The 5276-nt window shown below is 31.3% G+C and carries 7 protein-coding genes and 1 rRNA gene; 3 read left to right on the forward strand and 5 right to left on the reverse strand.

Features of this window, described 5'->3' with window-relative positions; translation table 11 throughout:
* The first annotated feature begins 4 nt into the window (after positions 1-4).
* Positions 5-114: ribosomal RNA gene (gene rrf / locus ACIQZC_RS08770) — 5S ribosomal RNA — on the forward strand.
* Between the two features lie 225 nt (positions 115-339).
* Here the strand turns inward: rrf and msrB are convergent.
* Complete coding sequence (gene msrB, locus ACIQZC_RS08775; RefSeq protein ID WP_396138854.1) at positions 340-819, reverse strand: peptide-methionine (R)-S-oxide reductase MsrB; 480 nt, start codon at positions 817-819, stop codon at positions 340-342.
* Positions 820-938: 119 nt separating this feature from the next.
* Complete coding sequence (locus ACIQZC_RS08780; protein WP_396138855.1) at positions 939-1382, reverse strand: DUF4268 domain-containing protein; 444 nt, start codon at positions 1380-1382, stop codon at positions 939-941.
* A 67-nt stretch (positions 1383-1449) separates the two neighbouring features.
* Here ACIQZC_RS08780 and ACIQZC_RS08785 point away from each other — a divergent pair, with 67 nt between their 5' ends.
* On the forward strand, positions 1450-2091 hold the full coding sequence (locus ACIQZC_RS08785; protein ID WP_396138856.1) for an NUDIX hydrolase: 642 nt from the start codon (positions 1450-1452) through the stop codon (positions 2089-2091).
* A gap of 116 nt (positions 2092-2207) precedes the next feature.
* A complete protein-coding gene (locus ACIQZC_RS08790; RefSeq protein ID WP_396138857.1) occupies positions 2208-3017 on the forward strand; it encodes a lysophospholipid acyltransferase family protein in 810 nt (269 codons plus the stop codon).
* A gap of 61 nt (positions 3018-3078) precedes the next feature.
* Here ACIQZC_RS08790 and ACIQZC_RS08795 read toward each other — a convergent pair whose 3' ends face one another.
* The 3 genes from ACIQZC_RS08795 to ACIQZC_RS08805 all read right to left on the reverse strand — a co-directional run.
* Positions 3079-3690 (reverse strand): hypothetical protein, encoded by a 612-nt coding sequence (locus tag ACIQZC_RS08795; RefSeq protein WP_396138858.1) that lies wholly within the window; start codon positions 3688-3690, stop codon positions 3079-3081.
* A 2-nt stretch (positions 3691-3692) separates the two neighbouring features.
* Positions 3693-4187, reverse strand: coding sequence for an RNA polymerase sigma factor (locus ACIQZC_RS08800; protein WP_396138859.1), 495 nt, complete (start codon positions 4185-4187; stop codon positions 3693-3695).
* 30 nt (positions 4188-4217) lie between these two features.
* The coding region (locus ACIQZC_RS08805) for a DUF3810 domain-containing protein (RefSeq protein WP_396138860.1) at positions 4218-5276 on the reverse strand (1059 nt) is incomplete at its 5' end.

The raw sequence follows: 5276 nt of genomic DNA on the forward strand, positions 1-5276 counted from the left end.
AATTTAAGGTGGTTATTGCGTCGGGGCTCACCTCTTCCCTTTCCGAACAGAGAAGTTAAGCCCGATTGCGCAGATGGTACTGCAGTTATGTGGGAGAGTATGTCGCCGCCTTTTTTTAGTAACCCCATCTTTTTAAGCTGGGGTTATTTTTTTTATAGGTACGCCGTGTTCGAAAGCTTGTCCCGAAGTATCGGGACTCGGCTTCCTCGGTTCGCCGCCTTTTTTTTATTAAACCCTGTTTCTAACGAAACGGGGTTTTTTGTTTTTACTCTCTTCGTGGGCAGGGATTACAAATCCGCGCTATCGATGAGGAGATATCCGCGCGGTCGGGGTTTTTATTTATTCAGTTGCAGGGATGAATTTTATTGAAACAGAATTGGTACAAAAGCGTTGACCAGTAGTCTCTTTTGGACCATCATCAAAAACATGCCCTAAATGCCCTTCACATTTAGCACACATGACTTCGGTTCTTATCATTCCATAACTTACATCTTTTTTATAAATAACAGATCCTTTGATGGCTTGATCAAAAGAAGGCCAACCGCAATGTGAATCAAATTTTGTTTCCGAAGTAAATAAATCATTTCCGCAACCAGCACAAACGTATTTTCCTTTTTCAAAATGATTATAATATTCCCCAGTAAAAGCACGTTCTGTGTCTTTGTTTCGCAATACTTCATATTCCATTTCCGAAAGTTGGGCTTTCCATTCGGCTTTTGTTTTTTTAACGCTTGGTTCCATTTTCTTTGGTTCTGTTTTATTTTGTGAATGACACGATTGTAATGCGAATGCTAAAAATACTAAAAAAATGTTTTTCATAAGACTAAAGTTTAAGAGTTATGTACCATAAAACTATTAAAAAATAATTTTATTAGGATTATTTTCAAAGATAGTACTTTGAGCTATTCTTATTTGTTAAGTAAATGACAAAATTGCCTTTAAGTATTTATTTCTAAATCTTTTATATAATCTTCATTTTCATAGAAAAAGCGTTCAAAAGCATCCATATTGGCATTAAAAAAGTCAAATATAGTTGTCCAAGTATTCTTGTTATTTATGCTTATTCCCAATTGTTCAACCCAAATTCGGCTAATTATTTTTCCGTTTTCTAAATAATAATTTCGTTCAAAAATTACATTTTCTATGTAATCTTCGATTAATATTGATTTTAAAGATTCCACTTTTTCATAATATATTTTACGTTTTTCTTCGTCTTTTGGTTCAATATCTAAAATAACTTGCGCTTTTTTATTATCTACATAAAATTTAAACGTTACATCTTTAATTTTGGTATTATAAAGCAACCATTTTTTGGGATAAGCTTCCGCAAAAGCGATCCAAAAGTCTTTTTTAATTTGTAGCGCTTCTTCTTTACTAAACATATTCTTTATTTAAAAATGATTTTATGGGGAAAATTAATTATCTTTAAGATTACTAAATAAGCCCAATATGTTGTTTACTGATTTTGTAAAATTTCTTCCAAAGATAGAAAAAGAAAAATTGCTTTCTAGAGATGCACATATAAAAATGGCGCCTTTAGAGCGTATTTCATATATGGATGAGGAAAATTATTTAGATAAGAATCCAAAAAAAGCAGCGGTGTTAATGTTGTTTTATCCTAAAAATGAAATAGTTCATTTGGCCTTAATAGTTCGAAATACATATCCAGGAGTACATTCATCACAGATAGGATTTCCAGGAGGAAAAGTTGAACTTTCAGATGCTAATTTAGCAGAAACAGCAATTAGAGAAACGCATGAAGAAGTTGGTATTCCTCCCGAAAAGATAACAATTATTAAATCGTTTAGTGAAATTTATATTCCGCCGAGTAATTTTTTAGTAGCACCTTTTATGGGAATTGCCCATGAGGAATTGGTTTTTTTTCCTGATGAAACTGAAGTTAAGAAAGTATTAGAATTTTCTCTAACAGATTTTTTAGCTGATAAAAGCATCACAAAAGTAAACATGTCAACATCGTATGCAACGGATATTGAAGTCCCAGCTTTTAGAGTTGACAAATATATAGTTTGGGGTGCAACTGCCATGATGATGAGTGAATTGAAAGAGGTAATTAAAAACGTTTTAGACTAAATAGATTGCTATTTATTTAAATATCAGTACACCATTTGTTATTTTATGCGATTTTACTTTTTAAAATAACTGATTTCACTACATTTGCCTACCTATTTTGATAACACAAATAAACTATGGGATTATTTAAACGAAATCCTTTCGGACATATATTATTTTTAAAAACGTGGTTAATTAGAATTGCAGGTTTTTTAACACACAGACGTTACAAGAGTTTTAATAAGCTGCAAATCGAAGGTTCTGAAATTATTCGAAATTTACCCGATACAAACGTATTATTCATTTCGAATCATCAAACCTATTTTGCCGATGTAGTGGCCATGTTTCACGTTTTTAATGCAAGTTTAAAAGGACGAGAGAATAACATTAAAAATGTTTTTTACTTATGGAATCCAAAGCTAAATCTATATTATGTTGCAGCTAAAGAAACGATGGAAGAAGGTTTATTGCCAAGAATTTTAGCGTACGCGGGTGCTATATCCGTTGAGCGAACTTGGCGCGATAAAGGAAAAGATGTAACCGAGAAGAAAGAAATCAACCCAAACGATACTGAAAACATTAAAATTGCTCTTGATGATGGGTGGGTAATTACTTTTCCGCAAGGAACAACAAGATCGTTTAAACCCGTAAGAAAAGGAACAGCGCATATTATTTTACAACATAAACCCATTGTAGTTCCAATAGTTATTGATGGTTTCCGTCGCTCGTTTGACCGAAAAGGATTACTCATAAAAAAGAAAGGAATATTACAATCTATGGTGATTAAAGAGCCTTTGAAAATCGATTATGAGAATGCTACTGTTGATGAAGTGGTTGAAATGATCGAGTTTGCTATTGAACAACATCCTTCACTTTTAAAGGTTATTCCGGCAGAAGAATTAGACGAAAAAGAAAAACTTGATAAAGAGCGCATCTGGCGTTATTAATCTGGGTGTTTTAATGTAATAAAAAAGGATTGAATAGTACTCAATCCCTTTTTTGTATGATTTAAAAATCTAACTTTTGAAGTTCTTTATAGTTTTTATTTAATCGGTTTAGTAAGAAGCCGTAGAGCAATTTATAAAATCCAAAAATTAGCGCAATTACAAACAGCATACTGAAAATAAAAATTATAATAAAACCTGTATCTGATATCGGCGTTGCTTCAGGATTTGCATTTTTATACCCAGCTTTAAATCCATGAATAAAACCAAACGAACCTAAAAAACTACTAATAAATACATTCCAATAAATATAGTAGTTTACTATTTTACGAGTTTTTATGATGTCTTGAATCAGTTTTTTGGACGAATCTAAAACACTGATGGTTTTATAATTTTTATAAAACAAATAGATAAATCCTAACAAAATAAAATAGTTGGCTTTTTCAATCACATTCAAATAAGGATGTAATTTTTCAAAATTTTCAATTTCTTTATCAGCAATCAAAAACCCCAATCCATTAAGCACTATAAATTCAATGATGCTAATAATTAAGATCCATTTCACAATAGTGGATGATCTTTTATGCAACATGCTATAAATTTCGTTTTCAGAGACTTGGTCAAAAGTGTTTTCCTTTTTTTTCCAGTCGTTTTTTAATATTTCTAATTCATCCATCGTTACGGATTTAATATTTTTTTTAATTTTCCTTTGACACGATTCATTTTTACCCGTGCATTAACCTCAGTAATACCTAGTGTTTCTGAAATTTCAGTGTAATTTTTATCTTCTAAATACAAGAACACAAGTGCCTTTTCAATATCATTCAATTCACTTATGGCACTGTAAAGTAATTTTAATTTTTCCTCATCTTCAAAATTATACTCTTCTTGGGTAACTTTATGAAATGTACTATCAAACTCAATGGTGTCAATGGTTCTTTTTTTCTTTCGATATAGAGTAATGGCGGTATTTAAACCAACGCGATAGGCCCAAGTAGTAAATTTTGAATCGCCTCTAAAATTTGGAAAAGCTTTCCATAACTGAATCGTAATTTCCTGAAATAAATCTTTATGCGCATCAGTATCAGTAGTATATAACCTACAAATTTTGTGGATTATATTCTGATTTTCTTTAAGTTGTTTAACAAAAAGTGCTTCCGATTCTGATTTCATAAGTAATTAGTTGTCTAATGTGAGATTTTGTTACAATTTTTCATATCCAATTGCTAATCCTACAAATTTACTATAGCCTTCCATGCCATCTTTTTGTTGGTTGGCTTTTAGGAAATTATCGTAGAAATATTCAAATAAACTATTGATAGGTGTTTGATATTGATCCCAAAAGAGTTCATTTTCATCAAAATTTTTCAAAACACCTGCATTGATTTTTTCTACAAATGGTTTCGAACTTCCTTCTTTCAATACTTCTAAATTATTCAACGCATAACGCAAAGCAAAACTATACGCAGAATATTGAAAGTACAAGTCTTCGTTTTTAGAAGCGGTTATAAAACCAATAAAATTACATTCACTTTCACTTCCAATTCCCGTTTGATGCGCCATTTCGTGACATGTGGTTAAGGGTGAAGTATATTTTGGTTTTAAATTATTTACTTGCGCTTCATTGGTAAACGGATTCAAATAGCCGCCAAAGCCCATATAACTCAGCGGATAACTGAATAATGAAGATTTGATGCTTTTATCTTCGTAATGAAATTCGTTTAAATCAATAGGTAAGTTTGTATATCCTTTTAACGCCAGATTATAAATTTCTTTATCCGAATACGGAATTATTACTGCTATCGAATCATTTTTTGTGATTTTCAGTTGTAATTCGTTGGTTTTTAATAACATTTTTTCAGCAAACGTTTTTAATTGTTTTGCCGAATATTCTTTTTCAATTTGTAATTTTTCATGTAACGGGATGCGATAATAATTCATTCCCCAAAGCAAATGAAAGAAAAAATAAAATACCGAAACCCAACTCAATATCGTCAATCCGTTAGTTTTCCATTCTTTGAAAAAGCCAATTCGGTGTTTCCAAATCCATCTGAATAAGAGTAAAATCAGGATAAAATAGATTACATCGCCCAACGAAAAAGGCATCCAACCCAATGCTTTTCTCGATACAAAACCCAACTTCGGATAAAAACCTTTACTGTACCATGCTTCAACAAAATCAGGAAATAAACCAATCGTTTTCACTACGATGATTTGGATAACTAAAAATAAAGGAAGGATGAATTTTCTTTTCACAGCATA

Origin of the sequence: Flavobacterium sp. (genome assembly GCF_044338735.1) — a bacterium.
Taxonomy (GTDB): Bacteria; Bacteroidota; Bacteroidia; order Flavobacteriales; family Flavobacteriaceae; genus Flavobacterium.

What these genes read in the sequence shown, in the direction of transcription:
- ACIQZC_RS08780 (WP_396138855.1), bottom strand. Translation starts at nt 1,382, where the DNA reads ATGTTTAGTAAAGAAGAAGCGCTACAAATTAAAAAAGACTTTTGGATC.
- ACIQZC_RS08795 (WP_396138858.1), bottom strand. Translation starts at nt 3,690, where the DNA reads ATGGATGAATTAGAAATATTAAAAAACGACTGGAAAAAAAAGGAAAAC.
- ACIQZC_RS08785 (WP_396138856.1), top strand. Translation starts at nt 1,450, where the DNA reads ATGTTGTTTACTGATTTTGTAAAATTTCTTCCAAAGATAGAAAAAGAA.
- ACIQZC_RS08800 (WP_396138859.1), bottom strand. Translation starts at nt 4,187, where the DNA reads ATGAAATCAGAATCGGAAGCACTTTTTGTTAAACAACTTAAAGAAAAT.
- msrB (WP_396138854.1), bottom strand. Translation starts at nt 819, where the DNA reads ATGAAAAACATTTTTTTAGTATTTTTAGCATTCGCATTACAATCGTGT.
- ACIQZC_RS08790 (WP_396138857.1), top strand. Translation starts at nt 2,208, where the DNA reads ATGGGATTATTTAAACGAAATCCTTTCGGACATATATTATTTTTAAAA.